At 74.7% G+C, this 18,566-nt stretch carries 15 protein-coding genes; 12 read left to right on the top strand and 3 right to left on the bottom strand.

Going from position 1 to position 18,566, the window contains the following annotated elements; all coding sequences use genetic code 11:
* Positions 1–30: 30 nt before the first annotated feature.
* Positions 31–255 carry a tautomerase family protein gene (locus tag ACFO6V_RS07620; RefSeq protein WP_377133853.1) on the bottom strand — a complete coding sequence of 75 codons (225 nt, stop codon included), beginning with the start codon at positions 253–255 and terminating at the stop codon, positions 31–33.
* Positions 256–444: 189 nt separating this feature from the next.
* Between ACFO6V_RS07620 and ACFO6V_RS07615 the strand changes: the two genes are divergently transcribed.
* Both ACFO6V_RS07615 and ACFO6V_RS07610 read left to right on the top strand, forming a co-directional pair.
* A complete protein-coding gene (locus ACFO6V_RS07615; RefSeq protein ID WP_377133851.1) occupies positions 445–1,182 on the top strand; it encodes a DUF1775 domain-containing protein in 738 nt (245 codons plus the stop codon).
* Complete coding sequence (locus ACFO6V_RS07610) at positions 1,179–2,822, top strand: copper resistance protein CopC (RefSeq protein ID WP_377133849.1); 1,644 nt, start codon at positions 1,179–1,181, stop codon at positions 2,820–2,822. The genes ACFO6V_RS07615 and ACFO6V_RS07610 overlap by 4 nt, the downstream gene beginning before the upstream one ends.
* Positions 2,823–2,871: 49 nt before the next feature.
* Here the strand turns inward: ACFO6V_RS07610 and ACFO6V_RS07605 are convergent, their stop codons facing one another.
* Positions 2,872–3,936 carry a saccharopine dehydrogenase NADP-binding domain-containing protein gene (locus tag ACFO6V_RS07605; protein WP_377133847.1) on the bottom strand — a complete coding sequence of 355 codons (1,065 nt, stop codon included), beginning with the start codon at positions 3,934–3,936 and terminating at the stop codon, positions 2,872–2,874.
* 71 nt (positions 3,937–4,007) lie between these two features.
* Here ACFO6V_RS07605 and ACFO6V_RS07600 point away from each other — a divergent pair, with 71 nt between their 5' ends.
* The 3 genes from ACFO6V_RS07600 (at position 4,008) to ACFO6V_RS07590 (ending at position 6,831) form a co-directional block, all read left to right on the top strand.
* Positions 4,008–4,967 carry a helix-turn-helix domain-containing protein gene (locus ACFO6V_RS07600; protein ID WP_377133845.1) on the top strand — a complete coding sequence of 320 codons (960 nt, stop codon included), beginning with the start codon at positions 4,008–4,010 and terminating at the stop codon, positions 4,965–4,967.
* Between the two features lie 58 nt (positions 4,968–5,025).
* Positions 5,026–5,844, top strand: coding sequence for a MerR family transcriptional regulator (locus ACFO6V_RS07595; protein ID WP_377133843.1), 819 nt, complete (start codon positions 5,026–5,028; stop codon positions 5,842–5,844).
* A gap of 105 nt (positions 5,845–5,949) precedes the next feature.
* Entirely contained in the window at positions 5,950–6,831 is an 882-nt protein-coding gene (locus tag ACFO6V_RS07590; protein WP_377133841.1) for an alpha/beta fold hydrolase, read from the top strand.
* 24 nt (positions 6,832–6,855) lie between these two features.
* Here ACFO6V_RS07590 and ACFO6V_RS07585 read toward each other — a convergent pair whose 3' ends face one another.
* Positions 6,856–7,581 (bottom strand): SDR family NAD(P)-dependent oxidoreductase, encoded by a 726-nt coding sequence (locus tag ACFO6V_RS07585; RefSeq protein WP_377133839.1) that lies wholly within the window; start codon positions 7,579–7,581, stop codon positions 6,856–6,858.
* Between the two features lie 111 nt (positions 7,582–7,692).
* On the opposite strand from ACFO6V_RS07585, the gene ACFO6V_RS07580 reads away from it, so the two are divergent.
* From ACFO6V_RS07580 to recD, 7 genes are all read left to right on the top strand, one after another.
* Positions 7,693–8,571: an SDR family NAD(P)-dependent oxidoreductase gene (locus ACFO6V_RS07580; RefSeq protein ID WP_377133837.1), complete on the top strand. Its 879-nt coding sequence runs from the start codon at positions 7,693–7,695 to the stop codon at positions 8,569–8,571.
* 24 nt (positions 8,572–8,595) lie between these two features.
* A complete protein-coding gene (locus ACFO6V_RS07575) occupies positions 8,596–9,066 on the top strand; it encodes a MerR family transcriptional regulator (RefSeq protein WP_377133835.1) in 471 nt (156 codons plus the stop codon).
* 120 nt (positions 9,067–9,186) lie between these two features.
* Positions 9,187–9,423, top strand: coding sequence for a FitA-like ribbon-helix-helix domain-containing protein (locus tag ACFO6V_RS07570; RefSeq protein WP_377133833.1), 237 nt, complete (start codon positions 9,187–9,189; stop codon positions 9,421–9,423).
* Positions 9,423–9,845: a type II toxin-antitoxin system VapC family toxin gene (locus ACFO6V_RS07565; protein ID WP_377133831.1), complete on the top strand. Its 423-nt coding sequence runs from the start codon at positions 9,423–9,425 to the stop codon at positions 9,843–9,845. The genes ACFO6V_RS07570 and ACFO6V_RS07565 overlap by 1 nt, the downstream gene beginning before the upstream one ends.
* 57 nt (positions 9,846–9,902) lie before the next feature.
* Complete coding sequence (gene recC, locus ACFO6V_RS07560) at positions 9,903–13,316, top strand: exodeoxyribonuclease V subunit gamma (RefSeq protein WP_377133829.1); 3,414 nt, start codon at positions 9,903–9,905, stop codon at positions 13,314–13,316.
* Positions 13,316–16,675, top strand: coding sequence for a UvrD-helicase domain-containing protein (locus ACFO6V_RS07555; protein WP_377133827.1), 3,360 nt, complete (start codon positions 13,316–13,318; stop codon positions 16,673–16,675). The genes recC and ACFO6V_RS07555 overlap by 1 nt, the downstream gene beginning before the upstream one ends.
* Positions 16,672–18,516: an exodeoxyribonuclease V subunit alpha gene (gene recD / locus ACFO6V_RS07550; RefSeq protein ID WP_377133825.1), complete on the top strand. Its 1,845-nt coding sequence runs from the start codon at positions 16,672–16,674 to the stop codon at positions 18,514–18,516. The genes ACFO6V_RS07555 and recD overlap by 4 nt, the downstream gene beginning before the upstream one ends.
* Positions 18,517–18,566 lie beyond the last annotated feature (50 nt).

Genomic DNA, 18,566 nt, shown 5'->3' with positions numbered 1-18,566 from the left:
CTTCTCGTTACCTCGAAGGGGAATCGGACGTCAGTCGTCCGCGAGGGCGGCGACCACCGCGGCGCGGCTCTCGTCCTCGCTGGCGAGCACGCCGCCGTTGGCGACGATGTCGGGGGTGATCTCGCTGAAGACCATGCGGACGTCCTGGCGGCGGGCGCCCAGGATCTCGACGGCGCTCTCGGCGACGGCCTTGGCGAAGTCGCGACGCTGCTCGAGGGTGCGGCCGGCCAGCAGCTCGACGGTGATGTTGGGCATTTCTTCCCTCCGGTGGCGGCCGCTCCGCACACCGCAGTGTGTTCACGGAGGCGACCTTGGTTCGGTGACATGAACCACCGTACGTGTGCCGGAACGCGTCGTCTACGTTTTCGCCCATCGAGTTCACACTCTTGACAGTGGTTCGACCCGCTGGTTTGGTGTGCGAACCATCTCCACCCAGGAGTTCCCATGAATCGCAGGACCGCACTCCGTCGCGCGACCCTGTCCGCGCTCGCCGCCGCGGGCCTCGTGGCCCTCGGTACGACGTCGGCGGCGGCGCACGTGACCATCACGCCGTCCACCACCGCGGCGGGCGCGACGGCCGAGCTCCGGGTCGAGATCCCGCACGGCTGCGTCGGGTCGGCGACGACCGGGATCACTATCCGGATGGCCGAGGGGGTCTCGGACGTGACCGCCTCCGGCACCGACCGCTGGGCCGTCGAGCAGGCAGCGGACGCCCTGACCTGGACGACCGATCAGCCGCTCCCGGACGCCGAGCATGCGGAGGTCGAGTTCTCCGTGCGCCTGCCCGACGACGACGGCGCGACGCTCGTCTTTCCCGTCATCCAGCGGTGCGAGCAGGGCGAGGCGGCCTGGACCGAGGTCGCCGAGCACGGGGAGGGCCACGACGGGCTCGAGCGGCCGGCGCCCGTCCTTGTCGTGACGCCTGGTGAACCGGGGACCGAGACCGCCGATGCCGAGGCGAGCGCGAGCGCAGACACCGAGGCGAGTGCCGACGCCGGTACCGAGGCGCCGGTGGAGACGGCGGATGCCGCCTCGCCCAGCGCACCTGCCGCGACCGAGGTGGCCGGCGCCGCCGCGGACGCCGAGGCGCGGAGCCCCCTGATGGCCTACGGTGCGGCCGGTGTCCTGGCAGTGGGCGTCCTGGCGGCTGCGGTCCTGCTGCGCCGTCGGCGACGCCCATGAGGCTCCTCGTCGCGCGGCGGCGTGCCGGCGGTTGGTTGCTCCTGCTCGCCGTCGTCTGCGCGCTGCTGCTAGGCCCGGCATTCAGCGCCTCCGCCCACGCGACCCTCATCCGCACCGACCCGGCGCACGGCGCGGTGCTGGAGACCGCCCCCGAGCGGATCACGTTCGGCTTCAACGAGTCCGTGCTCGGCGTCCCGACGGGGATCAAGGTGTTCGACGCGACCGGGGAGGAGGTCGCTTCCACGGCCTCGGTGCGCGGGTCGGAGCTGTTCGTAGACCTCGACGAGGAGGTCGGCGACGGCACGCTGGTGGTCGTCTGGCGCCTCGTGTCGGAGGACGGGCATCCGATCGGCGGCTCCCTGAGCTTCTCCGTCGGTGCCCCCAGCGACGTGGTGGACGTGCCGTCGGCCGACGCGGACGCGGGCACCGACGCACCCTTCGTGCTCGGCCTGGTGCGCGGTCTGGGCTACGTGGGCCTTCTCGTGGCCGCCGGGGTGGCGGCCTTCACTGTCCTGTTCCTGCCGCGTGACGGCGGCGCCGACCGCTCGCGTGCCCGGCTCCGTCGGGTCGCCCGCGTCGCGGCCGGCGTCGCGGCGCTCGGCTGGGGGCTCGCGGTGCCGCTGGTCGCGCTGTACCAGCTGGGCGTGCCGGTCTCGGCGATCACCGAGGGCTCGACCTGGTCGGCGCTCGCGCCGGCCGAGTACGTCGTCCCCGCCGTCGTCGTCGCGGGGCTCGGCCTGGCCGCCGGGGCGCTCCCGGCGTCCGCCGCCCCCGGCCGGACCCGGGCCGCCCTGGTGCTGGCCGGCAGCGTCCTCGCGGTCACCGCGCCAGCGTTCACCGGGCACACGCGGGCCGCCACGCCCGAGGCCCTGGTGATCGGCGTGGACGTGCTGCACCTGGCCGCGGGGACCCTGTGGCTCGGCGGTCTCGTCGCGATCGTCCTCGTGCTCGGGGACCTCGCGCGCGGCGACTCCGGCGCCGTCGTGCTCGGCAGGTTCTCGACCTGGGCCGCCGGGCTGCTCGCGGTCCTCGTGGTCGCCGGGACGGTCCTGGCCTGGCGGATCGCCGGGTCCTGGGAGGCGCTCCTCGACTCCGGCTACGGAGCCCTTCTCCTCGTCAAGGTCCTCGCCGCGCTGGTCGCTATCGCCATCGCCGCGTGGAACAGGTTCACCTTGATGTCGCGGGTCCGGACGCGCGCCACGCCGCTGGTCCGGACGGCGCTCGCGGAGGCGGGGGTGCTCGTCGTGGTCCTGCTGGTCACCGGCTTCCTGGTGGACCGGAGTCCAGAGACAACGGCCGCCACCTCCGTCGAGGAGCCGGCGGCGGCCCCCGGGGAGGACGTGGTGCTGGGCCAGATCTCGGCGCGGATCTCCCTGGATCCGCCGGCCGTCGGGCCGGCGACCCTCACCATCACGATGACCGATGCCCTCGGGGAGCCCGCCGAGGGCTACGAGGCGCCTCGGCTCAGCCTGAAGTCCGGCGAGGTGGACCTCGGAGAGGTCGAGGTCGCCTCGCTCGGTCCGGGCGTCTACGCCGGCGAGCTGGTGCTGCCGACCGGGGGCGAGTGGGAGGTGCAGGTGTCCCTGCGCACCACTGAGTTCGACAACCCGGTGCGGACGGTGACGTTCCAGGTGCCCTGACGGTCGCGCGCCTGACGGCCACGCGCCTGACGTTCCCGTGCCCTGACGGTCACGCGGCGTCGAGCGGCTGCCCCACCGTGAGGTGCGGGGCCAGCGCGCGCAGGAAGTCTGGGGCGTCGAAGGCCGCGCCGGCCGAGACGACGCCGGTGGCCCGGGCTCGCCCGGTGAGGATGCGGTCGACGGCTTCCACCGCGAGCGGCGCGCTGATGGCGTAGATGTCCTGGCCGGACGCCGTCAGCCGGCGCTCCGCCCCGCCGGAGCGGACGACGACGTCGACGACGAAGGTCTGTGCGGACCGGCCCCGGTCATCCACGGCCGCCGGGGCGGCCGCGTCCGGCGCGGCGAGGTCCGCGGCGGCAACCGCGGTCATGTAGGTCGTCACCTCGGGGACCGCCAGGTGGCTCGGGACGGTGACGACGTCGGCCATGGTGAACTCGCCGATGACCTGCTGGGGTCCCAGCGGTTCCGGGAACGGCCACTCCAGGCTCGGGCGTGCGTCGTCGTGGTACTGCAGCCGGCCCTCGGTGAAGCGGACCCCGCGGCCGCCGCGACGGCCGTCCGAGACCGTGCCCGCGGCGAGCGTGCCCGCCGTCGGGTGCCAGCTGCTGAGGCCGTAGGCGACGTGCACCTCGTCGGCCGCCGTCCAGTCGCCCGCCGCTGCCGTCACGAGCAGGTCTCCCAGCCCGCCGAAGAAGGCCATCGCCGGGACCACGACGGTGCCCGCCTCGCGGGCGCGCTCCGCGAAGTGCTCGAAGGTGTCGACGTTGGCCTCGATCTCGGCCGCGACGTCCACGTACGGGATGCCCGCCCGGAGCGCCGCCTCGACGACCGGCGCGGTGGTCGAGGCGAACGGCCCCGCGCAGTTGATCACGGCGGCCGCGCCGGCGAGCGCCCAGTCGAGCGCGGCGGGGTCGTCGGCGGAGGCCTGGTGGCTCTCCAGACCCGGCAGGGCCGCAGACGAGGAGGAGGACAGGCTGGCGGCCAGCGCCGACAGCTTGGCGGGGTCACGACCGATCAGGACCGGGGCGTACCCCCGGTCCAGCAGCTCCGCGACCACAAAGCGTCCGGTGTGTCCGTAGGCCCCGAAGACCGCCACGTTCAGGTTCGTCGTCATGTGGACGATCCTGTCGTGGGGGCCGGCCGCTGCCCAGTGTCTGGAACGACATGATGCGTACACTTTCGGACATGACGCCCGCACCGCGCTCCGTCGCGATCGCCGCCACCGACGGGATGCTCCACTTCGAGCTGGCGATCGCCTTCGAGGTCTTCGGCTCCGTGCCGGACGCCGTCCCGGGCCCCTGGTACGACGTCGCCGTGTGCGGGACGCGCGCCGTGCGGGCCGGGCACTTCATGATCGAGCCGGACCACGGGCTCGACCGGCTGGCGCAGGCGGAGACGGTGATCGTGCCCGCGGTGGTCGACGTCGACCAGGCGCCGCCGGACGACCTCGTCGAGGCCGTCCTCGCCGCCCACCGGGCCGGCGCCCGCGTCGCGTCCCTGTGCACGGGCGCGTTCGTCCTGGCCGCCGCCGGGCTGCTGGACGGGCGGCGCGCGACCACCCACTGGGCGCACGCGCAGGACCTCGCCACCCGCTATCCCCGGGTGACGGTCGATCCCAGCGTGCTCTACGTCGACGAGGGCACCGTCCTGACGTCGGCCGGCAAGGCCGCTGCGATGGACCTGTCGCTCCACATGGTCCGCCGCGACCACGGGTCGGCGATCGCCAACGTGGTCGCCCGTCGCCTGGTCGTGCCGCCGCACCGGCCGGGTGGCCAGGCGCAGTACGTCGCCACTCCGGTCCCCGCGCGGGACGGGCACGCCCTGGCGGACCTGCTGCCCTGGATCGTGCAGCGGCTCGACCAGCCGCTCACGGTCGAGGACCTCGCCCGCCAGGCGAACATGAGCTCGCGCCACCTGGCCCGCAACTTCAATGCAGTCACCGGCACAACGCCGCTGCAGTGGCTGCTCACCCAGCGGATCGGGCGCGCCCGGGAGCTCCTGGAGTCCACGGACGACGGGATCGACACGGTCGCGTCCGCCGCAGGCATGGGGACGGCGGCCACGCTGCGCCGCCACTTCCAGCGTGCGGTGGGCGTCGCGCCCGACGCCTACCGGCGCACCTTCCGCGCGGCACGCTCGGCCTAGCAACGCGGCGGGGCCCCCGGCTTGACCTTGTAGTTGCTGCAACCTCGATCCTGGAGTCATGCTCACCATCAGCGACTTCAGCGAGATGTGCTACCTGTCGCCCCAGACCCTGCGCTACTACCACTCCGAGGGCCTGCTGGTCCCGGCCGACGTCGACCCGCAGACCGGCTACCGCTCGTATACGTTCGACCAGGTCGAGCAGGCGATGCTCATCACGGCCCTGCGCGGCACGGGGATGAGCGTCAAGCTCGTGCGGCGTGCGCTCGACGAGCCGGGCGAGGCGCCCGCGCTGCTGCAGGAGCACGCCGCCGAGGTGGCCGTCCAGCGGCAGCTGCAGGACGAAGCGATCAGCGACGCGCGCATGCTCGTCGGCTCGCGGCCGGAGGCGCGCCTGCGGCACGTCCCGGAGGCCACGGTGGTGTCGCGGCTGGTGACGGTCGAGTCCGCGCCCGACCGGTACGACTGGACGGCGGCCGAGGCCACGCTCTCCGCCGCCGTCGACGACCTGGTCGCGACCGTCCAGGCGTGCGGCGCCGTCGTCTCCGGAACGCCCTGGCGTGGCTGGACGCGCGGGACCGAGGAGCAGCGGCAGGGCGTCGACGGGCCGCCCTGGCTGGTGACCGTGCCCGTCGAGGCGGACACGAAGGCGCTCGCAGCCCTGCCCGACGACGTAGCGGTGCACACCTTCGAGGCGCGCGAGGAGCTCTCGATCTTCCTGCCGGGCAAGAGCTCGATGGCCAAGTTCGCCACCGCGATGTCCCGCCTGACGACGCACCCCCTCGACGCCGCCTACGTCGACTTCTCCCGGATGCGCCAGCTGCCGCACGACGACGGCGTGGAGACGGCGATGGCGGTCCGGGCGCTGGACGCGAGTTGACCACAGCACCTGCTGCCAGGACGGGCCCGCTTCTGGCAGCAACTGCTGTGGTCAACTCGCGGGGCGTCGTTGAACCGGCCCCGGGGCTGTGTCAGGGTGAAATTGATGCCCACGCGAAAGGAACAGCACATGGACCGGCTCGGTGACGACTCCTGGGAGCTGCCCCAAGTATTCGAGTACGAGGGCCAGCCCGTCCGCTGGCACGCGATCGGCACCGGCGAACCGCTGGTGCTGCTGCACGGCACCCCGTTCTCCTCCGTCGTCTGGCGGCGTATCGCTCCGCTCCTCGCGCGACGCCGCCGGGTGTACTACTACGACCTCCTCGGTTACGGGCGCTCGCACAAGGAGGACGGCCAGGACGTCTCGCTCGGTGTGCAGAACCGGCTCTTCGACGGGCTGCTCACGCACTGGGAGCTGGAGCGCCCCGACGTCGTCGCGCACGACTTCGGCGGGGCGACCGCCCTGCGCACCCATCTGCTGGACGGCCGCGACTACCGGACGCTCACTCTGATCGATCCCGTGGCGCTCAGCCCCCACGGGTCGCCGTTCGTGCAGACCGCCCGTCGGCACGAGCAGGCGTTCGTCGAGCTGCCGGCCTACATCCACGACGCGCTCCTGCGCGCGTACATCGCCGGATCGGTGCACCGTTCGCTGTCCGAGGCGGAGATGCTCCGCTACACCGAACCGTGGACGGGCGACGTCGGTCAGGCGGCGTTCTACCGCCAGATCGCCCAGATGGACGACCGGCACACCGACGAGATCCAGGACCGCTACGACGAGATCCGCTGCCCGGTCACGATCCTGTGGGGCGAGCAGGACGCGTGGGTGCCCCTGGACCGCGGGCGGGAGCTGGCCCGGCGCATCGCGGGCGCCGATCTCCACACCGTGGCGTACGCCGGACACCTCGTCCCGGAGGACGCGCCCGAAGCGGTCGTCGCGACGGTGCTCGAGGCGATCGGCGAGCGCTCCGCGACAACCGTGGGGTAGACGGCGCGGGCGAGCCGGGGCGCGTCAGAGCGCGGTGCCGGTCTCCTGCGCGAGCACCTTCAGGAGCCGGTCCTGGAAGGCCGTGTCGTGAACCGCCGCGTGCGGCTCCTGACGCTCCAGGTGGTACCAGTAGCCGCCGGTGGTGAGCGCCTCGGGGTCGTCGCTGGTGGCCAGCCACTCCTGGGTGCGGTGGCCCAGCTCGAGATCGTCCGGCGCGCCCGGTCCGCCCATCCGTGTGGGTACCCAGCCCGGGTCGACGGCGTTGCTCGGCACGCCGGGGCGCAGGCGCGCCACGGCGGCGGCCAGGGCGGTGACGAAGAGCTTGCTGTCGCCGTACGAGCCCGGCGTCCTGCCCGACCAGTCGACGCCGTCCAGCACGGGGCGGCCGCTGAAGTGCGAGCCGCTGCTCAGGTACACCAGGCGGCGAGGCCCGGGCAGCAGGGCCGTGAGGAGGTACGGCGCGACGACGTTCACCGGCATGACGGCGCGCCCGCTCCACACCCCGGCGTTGTGGACGACGGCGTCGAGCGGGGCGGCGTCGGCCAGCTCGGACGCGACGGTGCGCACGGCGTCCCGGTCGGCGAAGTCGCCCACCACGACGTGCGCACCCCGGTCGACGAGGTCGCTCAGGTCCGCGGCGCGGGCCGGGTTCCGGGCGTGCACCACTACCTCGTGTCCCTGGGAGATGAGGGTGTCGGCCGCCGCGCGGCCCAGTCCGTCGGCGGAGCCGGTGACCAGGATCCGGCTCATGGCCGCACCTCTGGCTGTACCTCGTACGCGCACAGGTTCATGGTCCCCACGCTACGACGTCGGCGGAGGGTGCTTGCCTTCGAGCGCGCTCGAAGGCCTAGCGTCCCCGGCATGACGAACAGCGAGAAGACCAGCGAGAAGACGTGGCTCATCACCGGCGCCAGCTCGGGCCTCGGCCTCGCGCTCGCCGAGTCCGCGCTGCGCGCCGGCGAGCGGGTGGTCGGGACGGCCCGGCGGGCCGGCCGGTTCGACGCGCTCCAGGCCCGGTACGGCGACCGGCTGCTCGCCGTGGAGCACGACGTGCGCGACACGGACGCAGCGGCCGCCGTCGTGCAGCGGGCGCTCGACGAGTTCGGGCTGGTCGACGTGCTCGTCAACAACGCCGGCGCCGGCCAGGTCGGAGCAGCCGAGGAGATCAGCGACGACCGGCTGCGGGACATGCTCGACCAGCACCTGTTCGGCCCGGCGGCCTACGTGCGCGCCGTCCTGCCGCACCTGCGGGAGCGCGGTTCGGGCGCGATCGTGCAGATGAGCAGCCAGGGCGGGCGGATGTCGTTCCCGGCGGTCGGCAGCTACTCGGCCGGCAAGTTCGCGCTCGAGGGCTGGTCCGAGGCGCTCGCGGGCGAGGTCGCCCCGTTCGGGATCAGGGTGCTCATCGTCGAGCCCAGCCGGTTCCGCACGGCCTTCAACGCGCCGCAGGTGCTCGCCACGGCCGCCCAGGACCCGTCCTACGCGGCGGTGACCGGGGCGGTGCGCGCCAACATGGCCGACGCCGACGGCATCCAGGAGGGCGACCCGGAGCGCGGCGCCGCCGTCATCCGCGACGTGCTCGGCGCTTTCGACGCGCCGCTGCGGCTGCCGCTCGGCGCCGAGGCGGTCCGCAATCTCAGGCGCGTCTACACGGAGGCGCTCGACGACGTCGAGAAATGGGCCGGCGCCAGCGAGTCGGCGGACTTCCCGGGCGTGCCCGCGGCCGTGCGCGCGTTCTGACCGGGCCGACCTAAGGTGACTGGCATGGCCATGGACGAGCTGATGTCGCGGGCGCTGGCGGCGCTGGGGGAGGACGGCGCGCCGTCGGTCGAGGTGATCCACGCTCTGGCCGACCTGGACGCGCCGACCGAGCCGATGACCATCGCCGAGGCGGCCGCCCACCTCGACGTCTCGCCGCACACGCTGCGCTACTACGAGCGGGCAGGGCTGGTCGAGGTGGGCCGCGACTCCGCGGGCCATCGTGTGTACGACGCCGCCGCGGTGCGGCGCCTGGTGTTCCTCACGCGAATGCGGCTCTCGGGTATGCCCATGCGGGACCTGCAGCACTACATCGCGCTGGTCGACGCCGGGAAGCACACCGAGCCCGAGCGCCTCGACATCCTGCTGGAGCACCGGGACACCATCCGGCGGCGGATCCGGGAGCTGACGCTCTCGCTGGCCGCCACGGAGTACAAGATCGCCACTTACGGCGGTTCGACGGCCCCGGAGGTCTAGCGGCCGATCGAGAACGGGGTTGTGTTCGATCTGGGCTCCGTCAGGAACACAACCCCGTTCTCGATCTTCCCTCGGTGAGCCTTGACTTGCGCGATATCATTGGATCGATATCGTTTGGAGGTGGTCATCCTGGAACAGATCCTCATTCGCAATCTTCCCGCCGGAACCAAGGCGGTCCTGGCTGAGCGCGCCGCCCGGCACCACCGGTCGATGGAGGCTGAGGCTCGCGCGATCGTGGAGGAGGCGCTCGTCGCTGAACCGACGAGCATTGTCGACTACCTCGCCATGCCGGAGAGCGACGACATCGACTTCCAGCCCGGGCGTCTGGGTCTGACCGCCCGCACCCCCGAGCTCTGATGTACGTCCTGGACACCAATGTCGTCTCCGCCCTGCGTCGGCCCGACCGCGAACCTTTGGTCGCAGACTGGGCACGCACTGTCCCGCTGGTCGACCAGTACGTCACGGCGCTGACCGTCGCGGAGATCGAGCGCGGCGTCGTCCGCAAGGAGGATACGGACCCCGCCCAGGGGACGGTCCTGCGGCGATGGCTCGCGGAGCACGTCCTGCCGGGCTTCGCCGGCCGTGTCCTCCCGTTCGACCTGCCCGCCGCGCGGATCCTCGCCCGCTACCCCGTCCCGGAGCACGCCCCCTACGACGACGCCCAGATCGCGGCCGTCGCCGAGGCCCACGGGATGACCGTGGTCACCCGTAACCTCCGCCACTTCACGCCCCTCGGCGTTCGCGTGTTCTCCCCGTGGGAGCAGTCACCCGGAACGTAGACGCGCCACACCTTCGGTGGCCGACCCGTCGGCGCCGGTGCGCGATACGTTGGCGCCATGGCAGTCGTCCTTCATCGTGCTCCGCGCACGGACCTGCTCGCGGGGGCGCTGGGGGACCTGCTCGCCACGCCCCTGGACGACCCGTTCGCGACCGAGGTCGTCGTGGTGCCCGCCCGCGGCGTCGAGCGCTGGCTCGCGCAGCGGTTCAGCCACCACCTCGGCGCCGCCGGGCGGGACGACGGCGTGTGCGCGGGCGTGGACCTGCGCTCGCCGCACTCGCTGTTCGCCGAGGTCACGGGAACCCGCGACGACGACCCGTGGGCGCCGGACGCGCTGACCTGGCCGCTGCTGGCGGCGATCGACGCGAGCCTCGACGAGCCGTGGGCCGCACTGCTCGCCCAGCATCTCGGGCACGGGATACCGGGGGAGGAGGGGGACCTGCGGCGCGGTCGCCGGCTCTCCGTCGCCCGCCGGCTGGCGCGGCTGATGGCGGGCTACGCCGCCCAGCGTCCGGCGCTGGTCGCCGACTGGGCCGCGGGCCGGGACACCGACGGGTGCGGCCGGTCGGTCTCCGCAGACCTCGCGTGGCAGCCGCCGCTGTGGCGTGCCCTGGCCGAGCGGGTGGACGCCGAACCGCCGCACGTGCGGCACTCCGCCGTCGTCGAGCGGCTGCGGGCCGAACCCGGCGCGTTCGACCTGCCCGCGCGTCTGTCCCTGTTCGGGCACACGCGCCTGGCCGCGAGCGAGGTCGAGCTGGTCGGCGCGCTCGGGGCGCACCGCGAGGTGCACCTGTGGCTGCCGCACCCCTCGGCGCCGCTGTGGTCGGCGCTCAAGGACCTCGGCGGGCCCGTCGACCGGGCAGCGGACCGTTCCCACGAGCGCGTCGGGCACCGGCTCCTGGCCACGCTCGGCCGCGACACGCGCGAGCTGCAGCGCACCCTGTCGGCGATCGAGCTGCGGGACGAGCCGGTCCCCGACAAGCCAACAGCCGACGACCCGGGCGCCGACAGCACGCCGCCGTCGACCCTGCTGGGGATGCTGCAGCACGACCTGCGCGCGGACGCCTTCGGCGATGCCGGTGCGCGCCTGCTGGACCCGGCGGACCGCTCCATCCAGGTGCACGCCTGCCACGGCCCGGCCCGGCAGGTCGAGGTGCTGCGCGACGTGCTGCTCGGCCTGCTCGCCGACGACCCGACGCTCGAGCCGCGCGACGTGCTCGTCATGTGCCCCGACATCGAGACCTACGCGCCCCTGGTCACCGCCGCCTTCGGCCTGGCCGACGTCGTCGGGCCGCAGGGTCACCCCGCGCACGGCCTGCGGGTGCGGCTCGCCGACCGCGCGCTCGACCGGACCAACCCGCTGCTCGCCGTGGTGATGCGTCTGCTGGACCTCGCCGGCGGCCGGGCGGGGGTGGGCGACGTCGTGGACCTCGCCCACGCCGAACCCGTGCGCCGCCGCTTCGGGTTCCGCGACGACGACCTGGAGCAGCTGGCGGGGTGGGCGCGCGAGACCGGCGTGCGCTGGGGCTTCGACGCCGTGCACCGCGCAGACTTCGGCCTGGCCGACTACGCGTCCGGTACCTGGCAGGAGGGTGTGGACCGGCTGCTGGCGGGGGTCGCGATGTCGGACGATACGGGCACCTGGCTCGAGCGCACCCTGCCGCTGGACGACGTCGGCAGCGGGCAGGTCGAACTCGTCGGCCGCCTGACCGAGCTCGTGGAGCGGCTGCGGAACATCACCGACGCGCTCGTGGGCGGGCATCCGCTCGAGCACTGGCTCACCGCGCTCGAGGACGGCGTCGCGGCCCTCACCACCGTCTCGACCACTGACGCGTGGCAGCTCGCGCAGGTGCGGCGCGAGCTCGCCCGCGTACGCGACGACGCCGCGGACCTCACGGTGTCCCTGCGGCTGCCGGACCTGCGCGCGCTGCTCGCCGACCGCGTGGCCGGCCGCCCGACCCGGTCGAACTTCCGCACCGGCACGCTCACCGTCGCCACGCTCGTGCCGATGCGGTCGGTGCCGCACCGCGTCATCGCCCTGCTGGGTCTCGACGACGGCGTCTTCCCGCGCGTCGGCATCACCGACGGCGACGACGTGCTGGCCCGCGAGCCGAGGACTGGCGAACGCGACCCGCGCAGCGAGGACCGGCAGCTGTTCCTCGACGCGATCCTCGCCGCCACCGAGACCCTGGTCGTCACCTACAGCGGCGCCGACGAGTACTCGGGCCAGGAGCGGCCGCCCGCGGTGCCGCTGGGCGAGCTGCTCGACGCGCTCGACGAGACGGCGCGGACCTCCGACGGCCGCCCGGTGTCCCGGGCCGTGACCGTCCGGCACCCGCTGCAGCCCTTCGACCGGCGCAACGTCGAGCCCGGGGCCCTCGTACCCGGCTCCGCCTTCACATTCGACCGTGCGGCCCTGGCAGGGGCTCGCGCCGCCGTCGGCCAACGGATCCCGGTGGGGCCGTTCCTGGCCGCGCCGCTGCCTCCGCTTGTCCCGTCCGCGCAGGCAGGGGCGGACGACGGCGTCGTCCCCCTCGACAAGCTGCTCGAGTTCTACCGCTCGTCCGCACGCGGGTTCCTCGTCCAGCGTCTCGACGTCGGCCGGTCCTGGGACGAGGAACCGCTCGACGACGGGCTGCCCGTCGAGCTCGACGGGCTCGGCCGCTGGGCAGTGGGGGAGCGCGTGCTGCGGGACGTGCTGTCCGGCGTCGCGCTCCCCGACGCCGTCCAGAAGGAGTGGCGCCGTGGGCAGCTCCCGCCCGGACGGCTCGGCTGGCGCCCCCTGGTCGGCATCGCCGCGGAGGTGGGGCCGCTCGCCGAGGCTGCCGCAGGCGTGCGGGCGAGCCCGGCGCGAGTCGTGGACATCGACGTCGACCTGGGCGGCGGACGCAGCCTGCGCGGCTCGGTGCCCGGCGTGCACGGCGACCGCCTCGTGGCGGTGTCGTACGCCCGGCTCGGCGGCCGGCAGCGACTGGGGACGTGGATCAGGCTGCTGGCGCTCGCGGCGTCCGACGACGACCGGCCCTGGGTCGGTTTCACGTTCGGCCGGCCGACCAACCCGCGGTCGCGCAAGACCTGGCAGGGGTCCAAGCAGGGCCCGCTGGACCACACCGCCGTCGACCTCCTGCGCGACCTCGTCGCCCTGCGCGACCGCGGGCTCACCGAGCCGCTGCCGCTGCCGGTCAAGGCGTCGGCGGTCTACGCCGAGGAGCGCCGGAGCCGCGCCGATCCCGCCGACGCGCAGTTCCGGGCCGGGCAGACCTGGACCGGGCAGCTGGGGCCCGGCGGGCGCCTCGACGGGGAGTGCGCGGACCCCGAGCACGTGCGGGTCCACGGCCTCCGCGCACCGCTGCCCGGGACGGGCGCGGAGCCGCGGCCCGGCGAGGAGCATCCGGGGGAGGCGACCCGCTTCGGCGCGCTGGCGATGCGCGTCTGGAGCCCGCTGCTGGAGAACGAGAGGTTCAGCGACTGATGGACGTCTTCGACCTGACCGGACCGCTGCCGCGCGGCACGGCGCTGCTGGAGGCGAGTGCGGGCACCGGCAAGACCTTCGCGATCGGCGCGCTCGTGACCCGGTACGTCGCCGAGGGCGTCGTGCCGCTCGACCAGATGCTGGTGGTGACCTTCGGCCGCGCCGCGACCCAGGAGCTGCGCGACCGGGTGCGCGGCGCCCTGCTACGGGCCGAGCGTGCGTTCGCGGCGGCCCTCGCGGGCAGCGACACCGGACCGGTCGACGAGGTCCTGGCAGCGCTGCTCGACGTCGACGACGCCGAGCGGGCCGCCCGGCACCGGCGGCTGGCCGACGCGCTGACCGCGTTCGACCACGCCACCATCGCGACCATCCACCAGTTCTGCCAGCTCGTGCTGCGCTCGCTCGGCGTCGCCGGGGACACCGAACCCGGCGCCGAGCTGGTCGAGTCCCTGACCGAGCTCACCGTCGAGGTCGTCGACGACCTCTACCTCCGGCGCTACGGCAACGCCCCGGAGCCGCCGCCGTTCGACCGGGCCTGCGCCCTCAAGGTCGCCACCGCAGCCGTCGAGGACCCGCGCGCCGCGCTCGCAGACGCCGACCCGGCCGACGCCGTCGGCTCGGCGCGGGTCTCCTTCGCCCGTGAGGTGCGCGCCGAGATGGAGCGGCGCAAGCGCCGCCGCGGCATCCTGTCGTACGACGACCTGCTCGGGCGGCTCGCCGACGCCCTGGACCCGGCCACTGCAGACGGCGGCGCCGCGGTCGGCGCACGCATGCGCGAACGCTGGAAGGTCGTGCTGGTCGACGAGTTCCAGGACACCGACCCGGTGCAGTGGCAGGTGCTGGAGCGGGCCTTCGGCGGTGTGCACCAGGAGGCGCAGACGCAGGCGACGGTGCTGGTCGGCGACCCCAAGCAGGCCATATACGCCTTCCGCGGCGGCGACGTCGTCGCGTACCTCGACGCCGCCCGGGGCGCCGCCACCCGCGCGACGCTGGGCAGCAACTGGCGTTCGGACGCGCCCCTGGTCGAGACCCTCGGGGTGCTGCTGAGCAACGCGGCGCTCGGCCACGCGGAGATCGTGGTGCACGAGGTGAAGGCCAAGGGCGGGGACAGCCGGCTGGCCGGTGCGCCGCGCCCGGCGCCGTTCCGGCTGCGGCAGGTGCTGCGCGAGGGGCTGCCCACGGTCCGGAGCGGTGCGATCCAGGTCGGCGCCGCGCGGCAGCACGTCGCGGCGGACCTCGCCGCCGACGTCGCCGGGCTGCTCGCCTCGGGCGCGACGTGGGACGGGCGCCCGCTCGTGCCGGGCGACGTCGCCGTCCTCGTCTCCGCGCGGGTGCACGGCAGGCTGGTGCAGGACGCGCTCGCGCAGCGCGGCGTCGCCGCGGTGATGCCCGGCGGCGACGTGTTCGAGACGCCCGCCGCCGACGAGTGGCTGACGCTGCTGGAGGCGCTGGAGTCCCCGCACCGTTCGGGCCTGGTGCGCGCCGCCGCGCTCACGTCGTTCCTGGGCCGCAGCGCCGCCGACCTGGACGAAGGTGGCGAGGCCCTCACCGCCCGCGACGCCGACACCCTGCGCGGCTGGGCGATCCTGCTCCGCCGCCGAGGTGTGGCTGCCCTGCTGGAGGCCGCCGAGGAGCGCGGGCTCAGCGGCCGGGTGCTGGCGCAGGCGGACGGCGAGCGGCTGCTGACCGACGTCCGCCACCTGGGCCAGCTCCTGCACGAGGTGAGCGTCACCGAGTCGCTCGGCCTGACGGCCCTGCTGGCCTGGTTCCGCGACGAGCGGCGCCGGACCGGCACGGCCGAGCGCCCGCGCCGCCTGGACTCCGACGCCGCGGCCGTGCAGATCGTCACGGTGCACGGCAGCAAGGGGCTGCAGTACCCGGTGGTGTATCTGCCGTTCGGCTACGACAACTACTCGCGCCCGGTCGAGATCGCGCTGTACCACGACGACCGCGGCGCGCGGACGATCGACGTCTCCGGTTCCGGCGCGCACTGGGACGCCCACTGCGCCGCGCACCGCGCCGAGGAGGACGGCGAGGAGCTCCGCAAGCTCTACGTGGCACTGACCCGTGCGCAGTCGCAGGTCGTGGCGTGGTGGGCGCCGACGTCGAGCACCCCGACCAGCGGGCTGCACCGCCTCCTGTTCGGCCGCACCCCCGGCACGCGCGAGGTCCCGGGCACACAGCCGATCAAGGACGACGACTACGCCACGCGCGTGCTGGGGCTGCTCGAGGAGCTGGGCGGCCCGGCGGCCGAGGTCGCGGAACCCGCGGAGGCGTCCGCGCCAGCACCGTCGGACGGGCACACGCCGTTCGAGGCCCGCGCATTCGACCGCGCCGTCGACACCGAGTGGCGGCGCACCTCCTACAGCGGCCTCATCGCGGCCGGCGACGACGCACCCCACGTGGGCAGCGAGCCCGAGGCCGCGGGCAAGGACGACGAGCCGGCCGCGCTGGAGCCCGACGTCCCCGACGTCGAGGAGCCGGCGGCGCCCGACGGCGGGACGTCGCCCATGGCCGACCTGCCCATGGGCGCGGCCTTCGGGTCGCTGGTCCACGCCGTGCTGGAGGACGCCGACCCGTTCGCGCCCGACCTGCGCGCCGAGCTGCTGGAACACGTCACCGAGCAGCTGCGCTGGTGGCCCGTGCAGGCCGACCCCGCGGCGATCGCCGACGGGCTCCTGCCGCTGCACCGCACGCCGCTCGGCCCGCTGGCCGGCGGCCTGACGCTGGGCGAGATCGGCCTGCCGGACCGGCTGCGGGAGCTGACGTTCGAGCTGCCGCTGAACGGGGGAGACCTCGGCGGTCCCGGCCCGGGCGGCGGTCCCGGCCGCGCCGAGGCCAGGCTCGGCGACCTCGCCCCGCTGCTGCGCGCCCACCTGCCCGCCGACGACCCGCTCGCCGCCTACGCCGACCGGCTCGACCACCCCGCCCTCGGGGACCAGACGCTGCGCGGCTACCTCACCGGCTCGATCGACGTCGTGCTGCGGCTGCCGTCCGGGCGGTTCGTCGTCGTCGACTACAAGACGAACTTCCTCGGCCCCGCCGTCGCCGACTACTCGCGCGACCGGATGGCCGAGGCCATGCTGCACTCGCACTACCCGCTGCAGGCCCTGCTGTACGGCGCGGTGCTGCACCGCTACCTGCGCTGGCGGCTGCCCGGCTACGACCCCGACACCCACCTGGGCGGGGCGCTCTACCTCTTCGTGCGCGGAATGGCCGGGCCGGACACCCCCGACTCGGGCGGCGGCTCCGCTCCGAACGGCAGCCCAGCAGGCGTGTTCTCGTGGCAGCCGCCGACGGCGCTCCTGGTCGCGCTCTCCGACCTGCTCGCCGGAGCCGCAGAGGAGAAGGCCGCATGACGACGGCGATCGAGCGCTGGACCAGCGACGACCCCCACGACGCCCGCCGGGCTCTGGGCGCGACCGGGCTGCTGCGGACCTTCAACGACGCCGGCGTGCTGACCGCCGCCGACGTGCATGTCGCGCGCCGCACTGCCGACGTCGTCGGCGAGGACGACGAGACCGTGCGCCTCGCAGTCGCGCTGGCGGTGCGGGCGGTGCGGCAGGGCTCGGTATGCGTGGACCTGGGTGGTTTCGCCGATGGCGGGTCGGACGGCGCCTCGGGCGCGGCCGGAGCCGAGGCCGCGCCCCTGCCCTGGCCCTCCGCCGACGGCTGGCTCGACCGGGTAGCGGCGAGCCCGCTCGCCGAGCGGTCGGTCGTTCGGGCCGACCTCGGCCTGCTCTACCTCGACCGGTACTGGCGCGAGGAGCGGCAGGTGCGCGACGACGTCGTCGCCCGGCTGGCTGCGCCCGCCCCGCCCGTCGACGACGCCCTGCTCGAGGACAGCGCCGCGCGGCTGTTCCCCGGGGACGCGTACGCCGAGCAGCGCGTGGCGGCGCTGTCGACCGCGCGCCGTCTGACCACCGTGCTCACCGGCGGCCCCGGCCGCGGCAAGACGACGACGGTGGCCGGCCTCCTCGCCCTGCTCGCGGAGCAGGCCGAGCACGCGGGCGGACGCCGCCTGCGCATCGCGCTCGCCGCCCCCACCGGCAAGGCGGCCGCGCGCATGCAGGAGGCGGTGGCCGACTCGCTCGGTGCGCTCCCGGAGGCCGGGCGGCCGGAGTTCACCGACGACGACCGGCGTCGGCTCGCCGGGCTCCAGGCGGGCACGCTGCACCGGCTGCTGGGCTCGCGGCCCGGGTCGAGCACCCGGTTCCGGCACGACCGCTCCAACCGCCTGCCGCACGACGTCGTCGTGGTCGACGAGACCTCCATGGTCTCGCTCACGCTCATGGCCCGGCTGCTGGAGGCGGTGCGCCCCGATGCGCGGCTCGTGCTCGTGGGCGACCCCGACCAGCTCGCGTCCGTCGAGGCCGGCGCGGTGCTCGCCGACCTCGTCGCCGGGTTGGGCGAGCGCGGCGACGGCGTCGTATCGGCCCTGGTCACCGACCACAGGTCAGAGAGCACGGCGATCACGCGGCTGGCCGCCGCGATCCAGGACGGCGACCCGGACGCGGTGCTCGCGGAGCTGACGGCGGGCGACGGCGCCGTGGAGCTCGTCCACCCCGACGACGCGGCCGCGCTCGCCGCCCTCCAGGACGAGCTGACGCGGCACGCCCTCGACGTCCGCGGCCTGGCGCTGGCGGGCGACGCCGCCGGGGCGCTGGCAGCGGCCGAGCGGCACCGGCTGCTGTGTGCCCACCGCGAGGGCCCGTGGGGTGTGGCGCACTGGAACCGGCTGGTCGAGCGCCGGCTCGGCGAGGCCTCCGGCGTCTACCTCGGCGCCGCCGTCGGCACGGAGTGGTACGCGGGGCGGCCCGTGCTGATCACCGCGAACGACTACAGCCTCGGCCTGTTCAACGGCGACACCGGCGTGGTGGTCGCCGACGGCGAGCACCTGCGCGCGCACATCAGCGGTTGCGCGTCGTTCGCGGTCTCCCGCCTGGGCGACGTCGAGACACTGCACGCGATGACCGTGCACAAGAGCCAGGGGAGCCAGGCCGAGGAGGTGACCGTGCTGCTGCCGGACGAGACGTCGCCGCTGCTCACGCGCGAGCTGTTCTACACGGCGGTGACGCGGGCGCGGCGGCGGGTCCGGGTGGTCGGGACGCCGGAGGCGGTGCGGGCGGCCGTCCTGCGGCGGGCGCGCCGCGCGAGCGGGCTGGCGGAGCGGCTGCGGGGCGACGTGCCGGTGGGGTAGGCCCACGGGGGGAGGGACTGTGGAATATCAGTCTCCGGGGGGAGGACGCG

The sequence above is a fragment of the Promicromonospora alba genome (genome assembly GCF_042654905.1).
Taxonomy (GTDB): Bacteria; Actinomycetota; Actinomycetes; order Actinomycetales; family Cellulomonadaceae; genus Promicromonospora; species Promicromonospora alba.
Note: the sequence above shows the minus strand (reverse complement) of the source record. Positions and strands in the feature narration are given on the sequence as shown.